Here is a 16,877-nt window from a genome sequence, read left to right on the forward strand (position 1 = left end):
CGTATTGTTAGTAAAAAGCTAAAATTGTAGAGAAAAAAATAAGCGCGCAAATAGGTTTTGTATTGGAGAGGCTTAAAAAATAGAATAAACCTAAAAAAACGCCACACGAAAGCGTGCAGCGTTTTGTAAATAGTATAGTACTATATTAAATTTTTGATGCTTTATTTATAAGGAAAAAATCTGCTAATACTAGAGCAGCCATTGCCTCAACGATAGGTACGGCACGGGGCACAACACAAGGATCATGACGTCCCTTACCTTGCATTTCTGCAGCGTTTCCTTCTTTATCGATAGTAGGTTGATTTTGCATGATGGTAGCCACAGGTTTAAATGCAACTCTAAAATAGATATCCATCCCATTGCTTATTCCTCCTTGAATACCGCCACTAAGATTAGTAGTCGTACTGCCATCTGCATTAAAGAGATCATTATGCTCACTTCCTTTCATTGAAGCTCCATGGAAACCACTACCATACTCAAAGCCTTTTACAGCGTTTATAGAAAGCATCGCCTTCCCTAATTCAGCATGAAGTTTATCAAATACAGGTTCACCTAATCCTACAGGTACATTTTGAATCACACACATAACCGTACCTCCTATAGTGTCACCTGCTTTGCGTATTTCTTTAATTCTGTCAATCATTTTTGTGGCAAAAGCCTGATCTGGACAGCGCACATCATTAGATTCTATCTGTGAAAAATCAAGTTCCTGATAGGGCGTAGTCATATGGATTTCTCCCACCGAATCTACAAATGCATTAATTTTAATATTTTTTAAAACCTGTTTAGCTATTGCTCCAGCAGCTACCCGGCTTGCTGTTTCTCGTGCAGAAGATCGTCCTCCTCCTCTGTAATCGCGCACACCGTATTTTTTATCATATGTATAATCTGCGTGAGAGGGACGATAAGTATCCTTTATATGACTGTAGTCGTGAGACTTTTGATTTGTATTTACAATATTAAATCCTATTGGAGTACCCGTGGTTTTTCCTTCAAATATTCCAGAAAAAAACTGAACACTATCCGGCTCTTTACGCTGGGTAACAATTTTTGATTGTCCCGGCTTGCGACGTTCCATATCACGGTGTACAGCATCTAAATCTAATTCAATCCCTGCAGGACAACCGTCTATAATGCCTCCTATAGCTTCTCCATGTGATTCTCCAAATGTCGTTAGCGTAAATAGTTTACCAAATGTATTCCCAGCCATATCAAAAGTTTAATTAGCGAAATTAAAATGTTTTAGTTAAAAACTAGCGTGATAAAGCATCTAATTAACCTGCTAAAATCGATTTATAAAAAATAATTTAATATTCAGATAAAGGTGTAGTAACACCTGTGGCCTTTATTTGTTTAAAATAATAGTTTTTGAAACGTAACGTAGAACTTGTTATCCTTTCTGATGTTCATTTAGGCACTTATGGCGCTCAGGCAAAAGAACTCGTAAATTACCTGCAAAGCATAAAGCCTAAAACTCTGGTGCTCAATGGTGATATTATAGATATCTGGCAGTTTAGAAAGCGGTATTTTCCCAAATCTCACCTGCAGGTTATTAAAAAAATTATTTCACTTGCCGCGAAGGGCACTCAAGTGTATTACATCACAGGGAACCACGATGAAAAACTGCGTAAGTTCAGTCCGGTAGAATTCGGTAATATTTCTGTAATTGATAAACTGGTATTGAATCTCGATGGAAAAAAAGCGTGGATTTTTCACGGTGATGTGTTTGACGCTTCAATACAGCATACTAAATGGATTGCCAAGTTAGGCGGTTGGGGTTACGACTTTCTAATTGTGCTTAATAGTTTTATCAATTGGTGTCTCGTAAGCCTTGGAAGACCCAAATATTCCCTTTCAAAAAAAATAAAAAACAGTGTAAAAAAAGCGGTAAGTTTTGTTACCGATTTTGAAGAAACTGCAGCCGAACTCGCTATAGAAAATAAATTTGAATATGTAATCTGTGGCCATATTCATCAACCACAAATGCGTAAAGTTATAAATGCAACAGGTAGCTGTTTGTACCTCAACAGCGGGGACTGGATTGAAAATCTAACTGCTCTGGAATATCACGATAAAACCTGGTCACTCATGGAGTATGAAAAGCAAAATCTACCCATATCACAAGATGATGATTCTGTAAATACCGAAATAGATCCTGTTGCTTTATTGGCTTCGATTAAAATATTTAATTAAAAAATCCCAAAACCTAGAGGTTTGGGATTTTTAAAATTGTTTGTTCTTATATAAAATACTAAAATCCTTAAATGGTTGCGTATACCATCACTATTCTAAAATCTTCAGTTTAGCAAAACGCAATAATAACTTTTTAATTCCGCCAGTTTGAAAACGTATTTCAGCTTTTTGATCCTGACCTATTCCTTCAATTCCTAGTACTTCTCCGTGACCAAAACGATTGTGTTCTACCCTGCTTCCCGCTTTTAAATTTCCATTTAAATCATCTGTTTGCAATGGAGGTGTGCTTGAACCTTGAGGACGTAGTTTTCTTAATTTCTGAAGTTGGTCTGCCGAGGGTTTCCCAACTGTAGGAGCACTGCCTGCAATAGGTTTCTTTAATCGAAGTTTACTTTTATCGGGTTCCCCAAAAATATCTGTATCTACTAATGGTTTGTATCTGTATGACTCCATTGGTGTTTGAATATCCAGGAAAGATTCATCAATTTCTTCTATAAATCGACTAGGTTCAGCATCTATTAATTTTCCCCATCGATAGCGTGATTCGGTGTACGTTAAATAAGCTTGATGCTCGGCACGCGTTAAGGCTACATAAAACAATCTGCGCTCTTCCTCGAGTTCACTTCGCGTATTCATACTCATTCCGCTAGGAAATAAATCTTCTTCCATTCCTACAACAAAAACATACGGAAACTCTAATCCTTTAGCTAGGTGTATCGTCATCATAGACACGCGATCTACATCATCGACCTCTTTATCGAGATCTGTAGCTAAAGCAACATCTTCTAAGAATTCTGCAAGTGAACCGGTCGCATCTGCAACTTCTTTCTGTCCTTCTACAAAATCCCGAATACCATTAAGTAACTCTTCAATATTTTCTATACGTGCGATTCCTTCCGGGGTTCCATCCTTCTTTAATTCTTGAAGTAATCCGGTTTTTCGTGCAACTTCTTCTGCGGTAAGAAAAGCATCAGCGTTTTCAGCGGTGATCTGAAAACTCTTAATCATATTTACAAAATTGTAAAGCTTGTTTTTTGTGCTGTTATTAATTTGTATCTCGATGTGCTGGATATTTTCCATCACCTCAAAAATTGATTTATTGTATTGCTTCGAAGCAATAACAAGTCGATCTATGGTAGTTGCTCCTATTCCTCGAGCAGGAAAATTAATAATGCGCTTTAAGCCTTCCTCATCATTGGGATTTGTTAATACGCGCAAATAAGCGAGTACATCTTTAATCTCTTTACGTTGATAAAAAGATAAACCACCAAAAATACGATAGGGAATCTCTCGCTTACGCAAAGCATCTTCCATTGCACGAGATTGGGCATTAGTTCTATATAAAATGGCAAAATCACTTGGCTTAAGCTGCTTATTCATTTTTTCTTCAAAAATGGTACTTGCAACGTAGCGCCCTTCTTCCCCATCTGTAAGTGATCGATGAACAATGATCTTAGGACCGTTGTCATTTGCAGTCCATACAATTTTATCCAACTTTGTTTTGTTATGCTCAATAACCGAGTTTGCTGCCTCCACGATGTTCTTTGTAGAACGATAATTTTGCTCCAATCGATAGACTTTTACATCCTCATAATCTTTCTGGTAATTTAAAATATTATTGATATTAGCTCCACGGAATGCATATATACTCTGACTATCATCTCCTACTACACAAATATTTTGATACCGGTCTGCAAGTGCTTTTACAATTAAATATTGAGAATGGTTTGTATCCTGATACTCATCTACTAATATATATTGAAAACGCTTTTGATATTTTGCAAGAACCTCAGGAAATCGCGCTAAAAGTTCATTAGTACGTAGTAATAAATCATCAAAGTCCATTGCACCTGCCTTAAAGCAACGGTCTACATACTCCTTGTATATATCACCTATTCTAGGCTTTTTAGCCATTGCATCAGCTTCCATCAATTCTGGATTTTGATAATAGGCTTTTACCGTTATCAGGCTGTTTTTAAAAGAAGATATACGACTATGAACTTGTTTGTATTTATAGATATCCTTATCCAATCCCATTTCTTTTATAATAGCAGAAATAAGACGTTGAGAATCCTGACTATCATAAATAGTGAAATTAGGAGGAAAGCCTAAATGATGTCCTTCAATACGCAGTATTTTAGCAAAAACGGAATGAAAAGTACCCATCCACAAGTTTTTTGCCTCACTATTACCCACGATAGTACCTATACGCGTTTTCATCTCGCGGGCAGCTTTATTGGTAAATGTGAGTGACAATATATTAAATGCATCTACACCTTGTTGCATTAAATATGCAATACGCATAGTAAGTACGCGTGTCTTACCAGAACCCGCACCAGCTATTACCATCATTGCACCATCTTTTTGTAAAACCGGTGCACGCTGTGCGTCATTTAATCCTTCTAAAAGTGCCTCCAAAACAATTGATTTTTTAAGAAGTGAAAATTAAGGAATCTTGGCTTTTTAGAGGAATTACTAGCCATATAGTTATTAAGAAATATCGATTTGTTCTAAATTTAAGAGCATTGCCATTAATTGGTATGCAAATTTGAAATGCGAATCATTAAACGTAGCTTTAGATGAATTTTCAATAACTTTAAGCTAACCTACAACTTATGCGTTTTAGATTTCTACTTGTCTTTACACTATTACTTTGCTCATTTCCTAATACTAGCTTCGCGCAAGAGAAAATTTCTGGTCCGTTATTGACAGAGTTTGGTGAAACCTATACTGTCCCTCAACCTGAAATTCCTGTAGACACAACAGCAACCTATAGAGTGGTTTTTGATATTGCACAATCTCCTGAAAACCCAGCAGAACTAAATCCCTATTTTAATACCGTTGCGCGTTTTTTAAATATGAATACTTCAGCAGGAGTTGCCCAAGATCACCTTAAGCCAGTACTTGTAGTTCATGGAAGTGCGGCTTTTGGGTTATTAACTAATCAATATTATAAAGAAAAGTTCGGTGTAGACAATCCCAACTTAAAGCTTCTGGAGCAGTTACACGCACTGAATATTCCTATTGTACTATGTGGTCAAACTGCTGGTTCACGCGGTATCACTTCAGAAAAAAGATGGCAACATACACAAATGGCATTATCAGCTATGAATGCACTTGTTTATTATCAAAACCTCAATTACGCTTTAATCTCGTTCTAAACTTACATTATGAAAAAACTCAACATTCTCATTTTTATCATCAGCATAACCGCATTTGCACAATCACCGGATGCTTCAATAATGAAGGCAGCAGAATCTATCGAAGACAAAGTAATTAACTGGAGGCATGAAATTCACGAAAATCCAGAATTAAGTAATCGTGAATTCAAGACTGCCGAAAAAATTGCAGAACACCTCAAGTCATTAGGAATTGAAGTAGAGACGGGAATTGCCAAAACGGGAGTTGTAGGTATTTTAAAAGGAGACAATCCCGGTAAGGTTGTCGCCTTGCGAGCAGATATTGACGCTCTTCCTGTAACCGAACGAAATGATTTACCGTTTAAAAGCACTGTTACGGCAAATTTTCTAGGTGCTGAAACCGGCGTTATGCATGCGTGTGGCCACGATACTCACGTAGCCATTTTAATGGGTACTGCAGAAATTCTTGCACAACACAAAGATAAAATTAATGGTACTGTAAAGTTTATTTTTCAACCGGCAGAAGAAGGTCCACCTCCGGGTGAAGAAGGTGGTGCTTCCCTAATGATCAAAGAAGGTGTTTTGAAAAGCCCCGATGTTGATGCTATTTTTGGGTTACACATAAATAGCGGAACTCCAGTAGGGCAAATCAATTATAAACCGGGTGGCATAATGGCGGCTGTAGAACGATTTGTCGTTAATGTAAAAGGAAAACAGACTCACGGTTCACAGCCCTGGGGTGGAGTTGATCCGATATATATTTCTTCAAAAATTATAGACGGTTTTCAATCTATAATAAGCAGAGAATCTAATTTACTGGTAGAGCCTGCTGTAATTACTGTAGGTAAAATTACCTCTGGTGTACGCTTTAATATAATTCCTGAAAGTGCAGAACTCATAGGTACGGTAAGAACCCTTGATCCTAAAATGCGCGAGCTTATAATACGTAGAATGACTGAAATGGCAGAAGGTCTTGCCAAAGCATATGGAGGAAGCGCAACGATAGAATTTCAAAGTAATACGGCAATAACGTATAATGATGAGAAGCTTACTGAACAAATGCTGCCTACTTTAAAACAGGTTGCTGGAGATACTAATGTAAATCTGGTTAAAGCAACTACTGGAGGTGAAGATTTTAGCTACTTTCAAGAAGAAGTGCCTGGCTTTTACTTTTTTCTGGGTGGTATGACACCTGGCAATACAGAGGCGTATCCACACCATACTCCAGATTTTATGATAGACGATGAAGGTATGTTGTTGGGTGTAAAAGTTATGAGTCAGCTTACTCTTGATTATTTAAATAAAAAATAATTCAATACCAGAAGCTACACTACTTTCATTTTAAACATATAATGAGAAATGAAACTAGAACGATCTCTTTATTGCAAAAATCACAATTTATTATACTGAATTCTCAAAAAGCATCAATATAGATGCTGATGGAAACTGTAAATTTGGCGTTTGAAATTCAAACTTTTTTATGAACGATATTCTTTTATTTCTATCTAATATACCGTGGTGGATTTATATTATTCTCGTATTAGCAATTATTGCAATTCGTGATGTCTTTTTCAATAAGAAACATATAATCACCCACAATTTTCCAATAGTAGGTCATATTCGATATATGCTAGAAAGTATTGGTCCAGAAATCAGGCAGTATATCGTTGCTAATAATCGCGAAGAGCTTCCATTCAATCGAATCGAACGTGGCTGGATTTACGCATCTGCAAAAAATGAAAATAATTACGAGGGTTTTGGTACAGATCAAAATATTTACGAAGCCAACTATATTTTCATTAATAACGCAATGATGGCGTTTAAAGCTCCTCTAGATCATCCCAATTCTAAGAACCCCTATTTTTTACCGTGTGCTAAAGTCATGGGGTTGCATAACAAGCGTAGAAAGCCTTATAGACCTGGATCTGCGATTAATGTTTCTGCAATGAGTTTTGGGTCTCTATCTGCTCGTGCAATTGCTTCCCTCAATAAAGGTTGCAAATTGGCTCACGCGTATCATAACACCGGTGAAGGCGGATTTTCTCCATATCATAAACAAGGAGCAGATGTGATCTTTCAAATAGGAACTGGATATTTTGGAGTACGCGATGAATTAGGTAATTTTTCTATGGAAAAACTGGTGGCTTTGGTTGAAGCAAATCCAGAAGTAAAAGCTATAGAAATAAAACTATCACAAGGAGCTAAACCCGGTAAAGGTGGTGTACTTCCTGCATCAAAAATCACACAAGAGATTTCTGAGATTCGTCACGTGCCTATGGGTAAAGATGTGATCTCTCCTGCTACCCACGCTGCATTTGAAGGCGTAGATGGATTATTGCAATTTGTAGAAGATATTGCGGAAGCTACAGGATTACCAGTGGGCATAAAGGCTGCAATAGGAAAGTTACAAGATTGGGAAAAACTCGCCCAACTTATGGCGAAGTCTGGTAAAGGACCAGATTTTATTCAGGTTGATGGTGGCGAAGGCGGAACCGGAGCTGCACCTCCCAGCTTTGCAGATCACGTTTCTTTACCATTTGTTTATGCCTTTAGTGATTTATATAAAATATTTAAAAAGCACCACCTTACAGAGCGTATAGTTTTTATAGGCAGTGGAAAGTTAGGTTTACCTGCAAAAGGTGCAATGGCATTCGCAATGGGTGTAGATGTGATAAATGTGGCTCGTGAGGCTATGCTTTCTATTGGGTGTATTCAAGCGAAAGCCTGTCATAATAATACTTGCCCCAGTGGCGTTGCTACACAAAATAAATGGTTGCAATCTGGAATCAACATTGAAGATAAAGCGGTACGAACAAATTTCTATTTTAAAAATTTTAGAAAAGAATTGATTGAGATCACACACGCTTGTGGCTATGAACATCCCTGCCAATTAACGACAGAAGATGTAGATTTGACTCTAGGGGATAAAAACCTAACTCAAACACTTGCCGCTTGCTTTACCTATCATAAAGTTGAAGTTCCATTTGCAGGAATGAATGAAATTCTGGATTGCAAATATCTTGGAGGAAATTATGATAAAGAGACTGCCGGCAGAAAAAACAAAGTTGAAACTAAGAAAGAAGTGCGTTACTAAATTATGAATGATATTTTAGATTTTTTTATTCCGGTTTTGCCTGCCCTTGTCGTAGGTGGTCTGGCTTATTATTTTTTTGATGGCTTTCTGAAAAATGAAGATAGACGAAGACGATTTATACTTCATAAAGAATTTCAATCAGAAACACTTCCGCTGCGCTTACAAGCATATGAAAGACTTACTTTATTTCTTGAACGAGTAAATCTTATTCAATTATTAATACGTGTTAAACCTACCTCATCAGATAAAAAAAATTACGTTGAATTGCTTATATCTCAAATTCAGCAGGAATTTGATCACAATTTATCGCAACAGATTTATATGTCTGATGAATGCTGGAATATTATTAAATCATCTAAGAACACGTTAATTGCACAGCTTAGAAAACAAGTTTTAAATACAGAGACGACCTCTGCAGATGCTCTACGTGAAAATCTAATAACCAGTTATTCTGAAGCAGAAGATCCAATATATGTCGCACTTTCTTATTTAAAAACGGAGGCTAAAGAACTATTCAGTTAGGACAAAAGCTATTATTTTGAGTAAAGCGTTTTTTTTGTGCAGTTTGCTTTGATTCAAAATTATAAATCAAAGAAATTAGTGAGGTTGCTCACTTTAAAAACACATTGCTAAGTTTGTTATGCTATTTTTGATACTATGAAAATTATACACTCCCTTTTTGTAGTTTTTCTTTCAGCTATATTTTTGAGCTCGTGTACCGAGCAGAAAGAAATGAGTTCTGTAAATCCGGTAAATTGGCAAAAACGAAGTGCAGAATTACCCGCAAATGACTCTCTTACTAAAGCAAAGTCTTACTTAGGGATTTATTCAGAAATCTATAGTACATCAGAACATAATACCCACGATCTTACTGTTACTGTAAGTTTACGCAATACAAGTGCAGAAGATTTTATATATCTTACCAAAGCAGCCTATTATAGTACTTCAGGCGAACTAATACGTACTTATTTTGATTATCCTATATTTATAAAACCCCTAGAAACGGTAGATATAATCATTGAAGAATCTGATAATACCGGAGGAACAGGTGCTAATTTTATAATAGATTGGCTTGATGATTCTGAGCTTACAGATCCTATTTTTGAAGCTATAATGATCTCTACACGTGGCCAACAAGGACTTTCATTTACCACGCAAGGAAAAAGAATTCAGTAATTTTCAGCATATAGAATTAATAGTATTTACATTATTTTCAACCGACTTTAGGCATTATGTCTATTTTTACGAATTAAAGCTCTCAACGTGAATATCACCATTGAAAATATTGTTTTAATAGGCTCTTTACTACTTTTTATAAGTATTGTAGTAGGTAAAACCTCCTACAAATTTGGGGTTCCTACTCTTCTTCTGTTTCTAGGTATTGGTATGGCCGCGGGATCAGATGGTATAGGTGGAATTATTTTTGACGATATGGAGATCGCTCAATTTATAGGTATCGTCTCCTTAAATTTTATTTTATTTTCTGGTGGTCTAGATACGCATTGGTCAAGCGTAAAACCCATTCTTAAGCAAGGTCTCCTGCTTTCGACTCTCGGTGTGCTTTTGACAGCAGTTACATTAGGCTTATTTGTTTTTTATTTAACTGATTTTACAATTTATGAAAGTCTGTTATTAGGATCAATCGTATCCTCTACAGATGCAGCTGCAGTTTTCTCAATATTACGTTCAAAAAGTCTGGCTCTTAAGACCAATTTGAGACCTACTCTAGAATTAGAAAGCGGAAGTAACGACCCGATGGCCTATGTATTAACGATAGCCTTTTTAACGCTGGTCATTAATCAAGATCAAGGTATACTCTCGGTGATTCCCCTTTTACTACGTCAAATGATTGTGGGTGGTGTCGCAGGTTTTGTCTTCGGAAAACTGAGTAAGCTCATCATAAATAAAATCGAACTCGGTTTTGAAGGTTTATATCCCGTTCTCGTAATCGCATTAATGTTTATAACATTTTCTGCGACAGAATCTATAGGCGGAAACGGATTCTTAGCAATTTACATATGCTCTGTTTATCTAGGTAATCAAGACCTCATACACAAACAGACCATTCTCAAAATGTTTGATGGTCTTGCATGGTTAATGCAAATTGTTCTCTTCCTTACGTTAGGTCTTCTCGTATTTCCTACTCAAATTGTACCCTTCTTTGGTATAGGCATTGTTGTTTCTTTATTTCTAATATTTGTAGCCCGTCCTGTTGGAGTTTTTCTAAGTCTCGCCTTTTTTAAAATGAAATTGAAAAGAAGATTTTATATATCTTGGGTTGGTCTGAGAGGTGCGGCGCCTATTGTATTTGCAACATACCCGCTACTAGCAGGTATAGAAAAGGCAAGTATTATATTTAATATTGTATTCTTCGTGTCGGTAACATCTGTTTTAATACAAGGTACAACACTGGGTATTGTTGCAAAATGGCTTGGTGTGGCATTACCAGAATCTAAGGAGGCTAATACTGATGTTGCTCGGTTTATCTCTGAAATTCCTAAAACAGCAATGAAAGAAATTGTTATAACGCCCCGATGTTATGCTGTAGATAAAAAAATTGTTGAATTGGGTTTTCCTAAAACTGCAATTATTGCAATGATTAAACGCAATGATAAATTCTTAACACCTAATGGATCTACGGTAATTAATAAGAATGATACACTCGTTGTTCTATCTGAAAATGAAGCAGGCATTGAAGAGGTAGAAGTATGCTTAAATAGATAATTTTTGAAGGATTCAATACTTTTTTTTCGAATTGCGAAAGATAAAATTATCAAACTTACGCAACCTCTTTCTAATTCTTACATCTGCTTTAAAATAACAAATGAAATTAAAATTTATCTTATTGGCTATTGTAGCATTTCTCGCATTGCAATGCTCAACTACTAAAGATACTGAAAATCAAGATTGCGAGAGCACTGCAGAAGCTGTCGTCATTGATGTTAAAGGTCAAACAGAAACCGAGGTAAATAAAGACTTAATTTTAGAAGTATTCTTTCCGGTTACTAATGGCTGCGGTTTGTTTAATGAATTTATAGAAACCATAGATGGAAACACAATAACCGTAAGTGTTGAAGCAATTTACAAAGGTTGTATTTGCACGATGAATGTACCTATACGGGTAGCTTCATACACTTTTACGCCTACCGAAGCCGGCGTTTATACATTACGTTTTAAAAGTAGTACAGATACATTTATTGAAAAGACTATTACGGTTAATTAACCTGCTTAATCAGTTTCAGCTATTTCTTTCAATCTATTATCCTGCGCTTGTTTGGCTTTATCTTCAGCATATTCCCAGCCTTGCTGCCACCAGTTAGTCATTAACTTTTTATTGAAGATAAGACTGTTCTCTGTAAGCCTAGACGGAGTGTAATATAGATTAAGTGGTACATCTTTATTAATTGCTGCAAGTTTGCCCACAATTACATCGTGATACTCTACTTGATCCATCAAAAATCCAAATAGATTTACCATTAAAGAAAACGGATTTTTACCGAGTACTTTATTGTATTCCATATTTTCAGATTCAAGGATAATAGCATCAACTTCGGTAGCTCCTCTTCTAATAGCTTCACGTATGGGTACGATACAGCCAAAACCGCCATCTGCATATTCAAATCCCTTTTTATTAACCAAGCTCATAAAAGGAACGTAATTACAACTTATCCAGATCCATTCGCAAAAATCTTCATATTCCCAGTTACGAATAGATTTATACTCAACGGTATTTTTTGTGAGATTTGACACAGTCACTACAACATCTGCAGCAGTTCTTTTTATATGCTCAAATTCGCTTTTAGAAAGATTTTTTTTAATGTTTTTCAGTAAATTTTTACTCTCCCCAAAAGTGCGTTTGCGGCGCATAAACTGCCAGACTGTATTCCAGTAATTTATAGAAACATATTCCCGATCGCCTTTAGATTTAATGTTAAAAGGGTTGACATTAAAAATGGTATTTTGATTGACATTCGTATATACTTCGTATGCCCGTTTAATATTGTTATTTGCAAGCTGTGAGATTAGCAAACTTCCGGTAGATGTTCCTAAAAACAAATCATATTTATGCCCTTGCTCCTCAATAAGATATTGAGCAACTCCTCCGGCATATGCGCCTTTACTTCCTCCACCAGATATTACTAATGCACGCATTAAACTAATTTTTCAGCTAAAAATTTCCGTTGCTTTTCATCTTTTAGATCAAGCTTTTTAAGCTCTTTCTTCCATTCTGGATCTTTCAGCAACATATTTAAAATATTCTTACACGATTCTGAAAATCTCCAGTTTATATGAAAACAGCCATCCACCAAATTTTCTAAACTCTTAGGTTCAAAAAGTTGAAGTTGGTATAACTTCTCAAATGCATTTTGGCGTGTAGCATAAGAATTTCGATTTCCTGTAAATCGGGTAAGTCTAAAAAAGTGATCGCGTATAAAAGCTTCTTCATAATCTAAGGTTGAAATAGCCAGCGCTAACCAGGTAATTTCGATATTGTGATCAGAAAACCCTTGAACTCCTTTCATTTGGTTCAAATACTTGTGACGATCTGAAGGAAAAGACGACCATAAATTAAGTAATGCCTGTTCTCGTGTAATGTAAGAATCATCATTGAGCAAGCGCTCATAGTTAGTCTTCATCTCTACAGGTACTTTCTGAACCGTACGTGCAATGGCTTGTCGCACCCACGGATTATTAGTATAAAATGCACGTTCATACACTCGCGATGCAGCTGCAGGTGATACGTCTGCTAATTGATAAACAGCTTCCTGACCGGTATATTCATCTGGTAAGGCAAGTAAGTCCAGTAATTTATTTTGCTTTTGATTAAAAGGAACATTACGCAGTGCAACAACGCGCATATATTTTTGAATGATTGGAGATTTTTTCAGAACTTCTAAAGCTGCTTTGTCTTGAAAAGCCGTTTGTTGCAACCAGTTTTTCTCAAATTCGATAAGATCCATTCCGCTTGACTTGCGCATCTCTTTTAAGAAATCTTCGGTACTTGCGTTCTTATATTTAAAGTTATTAAGGTAACTCTTAATACCTGTTCTAAATGCCTCATCCCCTATTTCCTCACGTAAAATATGTAATGCCCAAGCACCTTTCTGATAAAAAGTTAGAGAGCTTGCTTTGGGATCTAATAAACGCTCCCCTTTGCCTTTATCGCTTAACGCCTTTAATTCTTCCGCAGATTTATAAAGTTGCCAGTAGTAATAGTCGTCACCAAAAACTTTTCGTTCTGCAAGAAGTGCATAATATGTAGCAAATCCTTCTTGCAACCAATGATGTGTTCCTGAGGTTGCTGTTACATAATCGCCAAACCATTGATGCGCCAGTTCGTGTGCATTTACACTCACATAATTACGATCTATAAAGCCGTTTCTATCTACAACAAATTGATCGCTAAAGATAGTAGCCATCGTGTTTTCCATTCCAGCATATAAGAAGTCTTTTACAGGAACTTGTCGATAAACTGGCCACGGAAACTTAACACCTATTTCCTCTTCTAGGTAATTAAAAATCTCTTTACTGTATTTATAAGTGCTTAAAACCTTCATTGAGTCTGTAGGATAGTAATACAGCTCCATAGGAATACCAGAATCAGATACATATTTAATTTTACGGTAGTCTCCCATTACGACGGCAACCAGATAACTAGACATAGGCTCTGTCATCTCAAAGTGCCAGATAAACTTCTCACCTTTCTCTTCTTTCTCAATAAGAACGCCATTAGAAACTACTTCCTGCCCGGGATATGCTATTATAGAAAGATCAAACTCAATCTTATCATTCATATCATCAATACTGGGTAGCCAGTTAGATGTATATTTCCCTTGACCTTGTGTCCATATTTGCTGAAAACCTCCATTATTTACAAAATACAGCGCCTTATCGGGTTTTGCAGTATATTTTAGGAGTAGTGAATACGTTTCTCCTTTTAAAAAGTTCTTGGTAAATATCATACGCCCATCATCTGTATGCGTACTTATAAGTTTACCGTTAAGGGTAGAAGAATATTTAGTGATGTTTTTTGCATTGAGATACACAAAATCAGCATCGTCAAGCATCGTAAATTTCACTTCTAATTCGCCGGTAACTGTACCATTGGGATAATCAAAATCTAAAAGGGCATAAATGCGCTCAAAGTCAACCGTTTCGGTCTGCTGGCTATAAAATACACTTGTAAAGCAAGCGAAAAAAGCCGTAAAAATCAATTTCATAAAGTCATACTATCTTATAGCCTGCCAAATTAAGGATTTGATTTCAAAACCGCTCACTTAAGGACAAAGTAAAACGCGAATAAAATAGTTGGGTTTTATATCTTCGTCATCATGAACTCCGGCAAGCTACAAACCCCTATAGATTATCTCAAAGGTGTGGGACCTAACAGAGCTACTTTATTACGTTCTGAATTAGGAATTCATACGTATCAGGACTTTCTTAATCTATTTCCTAACCGGTATATAGATAAAACGCAGTACTATAAAATTGCACAGTTACAACCTACAAGTGCAGATGTACAAATTATAGGCAAAATAACACATATAAAAACGGCTGGGGAAGGAAGAGCTAAACGACTCGTAGCAACATTTATCGATCAAACCGGATCTATGGATTTAGTTTGGTTTAGAGGTCTTAAATGGATACGAGAAAGTCTAAAAATTAATATTCCTTATGTGATTTTTGGAAAAGTGCAGCGCTTTGGGAGTTTGTATTCTATTGCTCATCCTGATCTCGAATTGTTAGAAGAACATGAAAAAAGTTTACGCGTTGCAATGCAACCTGTGTACCCTTCTACCGAAAAATTGACTAATCGAGGCATTACTAACCGCGTTGTTAATGTACTTATGCAAACTTTATTTCAGGAAGTGCATAACGCAATTGACGAATCATTATCAAACTCCATTTTAGATACCTTAAAACTTATTCCGAAGAAAGAAGCCTATTTAAATATCCACTTTCCGCAGAGTCAAGAAAGTTTAGCTAAGGCACAGTTTCGATTAAAATTTGAAGAACTTTTTTATATTCAGCTCCAACTACTCGTAAAAAATAAACTACATAAACAGAAAATCAAAGGCTACCCTTTTGAACAAATAGGAAATTACTTCACCAAATTCTATAATGAGCATTTACCTTTTGAACTTACAGAAGCACAGAAGCGTGTAGTTAAAGAAATACGCAATGATCTGGGCAAGCCAGCACAGATGAATCGTTTATTACAAGGAGATGTGGGTAGTGGTAAAACCATTGTTGCACTTCTAACGATGCTTATCGCTATAGATAATGATTTTCAGGCTTGCTTAATGGCACCAACTGAAATACTAGCAATACAACATTATCAAGGGCTTAGTGAACTTTGTAAAAATCTTGATATAAATATAGCATTGCTTACCGGATCATCACGTACTAAAGCCCGAAGGATTATTCACGAAAATCTGGAAAATGGTTCTTTAAATATCTTAATAGGAACGCACGCGCTGCTGGAGGACAAAGTAAAATTTAAGAATCTAGGTCTCGCCATTATCGATGAGCAACATCGCTTTGGAGTAGCACAGCGCAGCAAACTGTGGCATAAAAATAGTTTGCCTCCGCATATTCTTATTATGACTGCAACACCTATCCCCCGTACTTTGGCTATGAGTGTGTATGGTGATCTTGATGTCTCTGTAATTGATGAATTGCCTCCAGGTAGGAAAGCTATTAAAACGGTTCACCGCTATGATAATAATAGACTGAAGGTTTTTGGGTTTATTCGGGATGAGATTAAAAAAGGTCGTCAGATTTATGTTGTTTATCCACTTATTCAAGAAAGCGAAGCGCTGGATTATAAAGATTTAATGGACGGTTATGAAAGTATAAGTCGGGAGTTTCCTATGCCAGAATATCAAATTTCGATTGTTCATGGCCAGATGAAACCTGCCGATAAAGATTATGAGATGAATCGCTTTGTAAATGGAGAAACACAAATAATGGTTGCTACAACTGTGATTGAGGTTGGCGTAAACGTACCCAATGCGTCGGTAATGATTATTGAGAGCGCAGAGCGCTTTGGCTTGTCTCAATTACACCAGCTGCGAGGGCGTGTAGGACGTGGTGCAGATCAAAGTTTTTGTATATTAATGACGGGACACAAACTATCTGAAGATAGTAAAACTCGTTTACAAACGATGACCAGCACAAATGATGGTTTTGAAATTGCCGAAGTCGATTTAAAACTACGTGGTCCTGGTGATATTATGGGAACCCAGCAAAGCGGAGTACTCAATTTAAAAATTGCAGATATTATAAAAGATAATGAAATAATGAAAATTTCTCGCAATTATGCATCTGCGTTACTCGATGAGGATCCTCAGCTATTAAAAGAAGAAAATCTCCCTATACGCCAGATGTATGCGCAGTTGATGAAATATAAAAATATATGGAATTATATATCCTAAGCAATTGAATCA

General features: G+C 36.3%; 13 protein-coding genes. 9 read left to right on the forward strand and 4 right to left on the reverse strand.

Annotated features, from left to right (window positions below):
- Positions 1 to 145: 145 nt before the first annotated feature.
- Positions 146 to 1,210, reverse strand: coding sequence for a chorismate synthase (aroC, locus tag ABVM53_RS01750; RefSeq protein ID WP_405328761.1), 1,065 nt, complete (start codon positions 1,208 to 1,210; stop codon positions 146 to 148).
- A gap of 158 nt (positions 1,211 to 1,368) precedes the next feature.
- Here aroC and ABVM53_RS01755 point away from each other — a divergent pair, with 158 nt between their 5' ends.
- Positions 1,369 to 2,193, forward strand: coding sequence for a UDP-2,3-diacylglucosamine diphosphatase (locus ABVM53_RS01755; RefSeq protein WP_371457115.1), 825 nt, complete (start codon positions 1,369 to 1,371; stop codon positions 2,191 to 2,193).
- Between the two features lie 90 nt (positions 2,194 to 2,283).
- Here the strand turns inward: ABVM53_RS01755 and ABVM53_RS01760 are convergent, their stop codons facing one another.
- On the reverse strand, positions 2,284 to 4,611 hold the full coding sequence (locus ABVM53_RS01760) for an ATP-dependent helicase (protein ID WP_405328763.1): 2,328 nt from the start codon (positions 4,609 to 4,611) through the stop codon (positions 2,284 to 2,286).
- 197 nt (positions 4,612 to 4,808) lie between these two features.
- Here ABVM53_RS01760 and ABVM53_RS01765 point away from each other — a divergent pair, with 197 nt between their 5' ends.
- The 7 genes from ABVM53_RS01765 (at position 4,809) to ABVM53_RS01795 (ending at position 11,650) form a co-directional block, all read left to right on the forward strand.
- Positions 4,809 to 5,354 (forward strand): DsrE family protein, encoded by a 546-nt coding sequence (locus ABVM53_RS01765; protein ID WP_405328766.1) that lies wholly within the window; start codon positions 4,809 to 4,811, stop codon positions 5,352 to 5,354.
- A 9-nt stretch (positions 5,355 to 5,363) separates the two neighbouring features.
- Positions 5,364 to 6,644 (forward strand): amidohydrolase, encoded by a 1,281-nt coding sequence (locus tag ABVM53_RS01770; protein ID WP_405328769.1) that lies wholly within the window; start codon positions 5,364 to 5,366, stop codon positions 6,642 to 6,644.
- 169 nt (positions 6,645 to 6,813) lie between these two features.
- Complete coding sequence (locus tag ABVM53_RS01775) at positions 6,814 to 8,427, forward strand: FMN-binding glutamate synthase family protein (protein WP_405328771.1); 1,614 nt, start codon at positions 6,814 to 6,816, stop codon at positions 8,425 to 8,427.
- A 3-nt stretch (positions 8,428 to 8,430) separates the two neighbouring features.
- Positions 8,431 to 8,949: a hypothetical protein gene (locus ABVM53_RS01780; protein WP_405328774.1), complete on the forward strand. Its 519-nt coding sequence runs from the start codon at positions 8,431 to 8,433 to the stop codon at positions 8,947 to 8,949.
- A gap of 135 nt (positions 8,950 to 9,084) precedes the next feature.
- Positions 9,085 to 9,603, forward strand: a complete 519-nt coding sequence (locus ABVM53_RS01785) for a DUF3124 domain-containing protein (protein ID WP_405328777.1) — start codon at positions 9,085 to 9,087, stop codon at positions 9,601 to 9,603.
- 87 nt (positions 9,604 to 9,690) lie between these two features.
- Complete coding sequence (locus tag ABVM53_RS01790) at positions 9,691 to 11,151, forward strand: potassium/proton antiporter (RefSeq protein WP_371457109.1); 1,461 nt, start codon at positions 9,691 to 9,693, stop codon at positions 11,149 to 11,151.
- A gap of 100 nt (positions 11,152 to 11,251) precedes the next feature.
- Positions 11,252 to 11,650, forward strand: coding sequence for a hypothetical protein (locus tag ABVM53_RS01795; RefSeq protein WP_405328779.1), 399 nt, complete (start codon positions 11,252 to 11,254; stop codon positions 11,648 to 11,650).
- 5 nt (positions 11,651 to 11,655) lie between these two features.
- Here ABVM53_RS01795 and ABVM53_RS01800 read toward each other — a convergent pair whose 3' ends face one another.
- Both ABVM53_RS01800 and ABVM53_RS01805 read right to left on the reverse strand, forming a co-directional pair.
- On the reverse strand, positions 11,656 to 12,579 hold the full coding sequence (locus ABVM53_RS01800) for a patatin family protein (protein WP_405328781.1): 924 nt from the start codon (positions 12,577 to 12,579) through the stop codon (positions 11,656 to 11,658).
- Positions 12,579 to 14,648, reverse strand: a complete 2,070-nt coding sequence (locus ABVM53_RS01805; RefSeq protein ID WP_405328783.1) for a M1 family metallopeptidase — start codon at positions 14,646 to 14,648, stop codon at positions 12,579 to 12,581. Before ABVM53_RS01805 ends, ABVM53_RS01800 begins: the two co-directional genes overlap by 1 nt.
- A 111-nt stretch (positions 14,649 to 14,759) precedes the next feature.
- Here ABVM53_RS01805 and recG point away from each other — a divergent pair, with 111 nt between their 5' ends.
- The gene (gene recG / locus ABVM53_RS01810) at positions 14,760 to 16,865 is read left to right on the forward strand and encodes an ATP-dependent DNA helicase RecG (protein WP_405328785.1); all 2,106 of its coding nucleotides are present in this window, start codon (positions 14,760 to 14,762) and stop codon (positions 16,863 to 16,865) included.
- The last annotated feature ends 12 nt before the right edge of the window (positions 16,866 to 16,877 follow it).

Source organism: Leeuwenhoekiella sp. LLG6367-2.1, from assembly GCF_045055775.1.
Lineage (GTDB): Bacteria > Bacteroidota > Bacteroidia > Flavobacteriales > Flavobacteriaceae > Leeuwenhoekiella > Leeuwenhoekiella aequorea.

Coding starts and splice junctions, on each gene's coding strand:
- aroC (WP_405328761.1), bottom strand. CDS start 1,210: ATGGCTGGGAATACATTTGGTAAACTATTTACGCTAACGACATTTGGA.
- ABVM53_RS01765 (WP_405328766.1), top strand. CDS start 4,809: ATGCGTTTTAGATTTCTACTTGTCTTTACACTATTACTTTGCTCATTT.
- ABVM53_RS01770 (WP_405328769.1), top strand. CDS start 5,364: ATGAAAAAACTCAACATTCTCATTTTTATCATCAGCATAACCGCATTT.
- ABVM53_RS01775 (WP_405328771.1), top strand. CDS start 6,814: ATGAACGATATTCTTTTATTTCTATCTAATATACCGTGGTGGATTTAT.
- ABVM53_RS01780 (WP_405328774.1), top strand. CDS start 8,431: ATGAATGATATTTTAGATTTTTTTATTCCGGTTTTGCCTGCCCTTGTC.
- ABVM53_RS01785 (WP_405328777.1), top strand. CDS start 9,085: ATGAAAATTATACACTCCCTTTTTGTAGTTTTTCTTTCAGCTATATTT.
- ABVM53_RS01795 (WP_405328779.1), top strand. CDS start 11,252: ATGAAATTAAAATTTATCTTATTGGCTATTGTAGCATTTCTCGCATTG.
- ABVM53_RS01800 (WP_405328781.1), bottom strand. CDS start 12,579: ATGCGTGCATTAGTAATATCTGGTGGAGGAAGTAAAGGCGCATATGCC.
- ABVM53_RS01805 (WP_405328783.1), bottom strand. CDS start 14,648: ATGAAATTGATTTTTACGGCTTTTTTCGCTTGCTTTACAAGTGTATTT.
- recG (WP_405328785.1), top strand. CDS start 14,760: ATGAACTCCGGCAAGCTACAAACCCCTATAGATTATCTCAAAGGTGTG.